General features: G+C 47.8%; 1 tRNA gene. It reads left to right on the plus strand.

Going from position 1 to position 324, the window contains the following annotated elements:
• Positions 1-48: 48 nt before the first annotated feature.
• Positions 49-125, plus strand: a tRNA-Ile gene (locus tag NG42_RS21670).
• Positions 126-324: the final 199 nt, after the last annotated feature.

Below are 324 nucleotides of genomic sequence, written 5' to 3' on the forward strand. Positions count from 1 at the left end.
CCACACAGATTGTCTGATGAAAAAGTAACGAGCAGAAAAAACCTCTACAGGCTTGTAGCTCAGGTGGTTAGAGCGCACCCCTGATAAGGGTGAGGTCGGTGGTTCAAGTCCACTCAGGCCTACCAAATTTGTATTCATGCTGCGTTATGTACTCGGTCGTTTACCTAAGTAAACTTCCCTCCTACATGCCTTGCCTGAATCCAAATTAACATTCGTGTTTAAAACGAATGTTACTCAGTCGAGTGGTAGTAGATGGTCTCTGCAGTAACTGTATGGGGCTATAGCTCAGCTGGGAGAGCGCCTGCCTTGCACGCAGGAGGTCAG

Origin of the sequence: Winslowiella iniecta (assembly GCF_001267535.1) — a bacterium.
GTDB classification, from domain to species: domain Bacteria; phylum Pseudomonadota; class Gammaproteobacteria; order Enterobacterales; family Enterobacteriaceae; genus Erwinia; species Erwinia iniecta.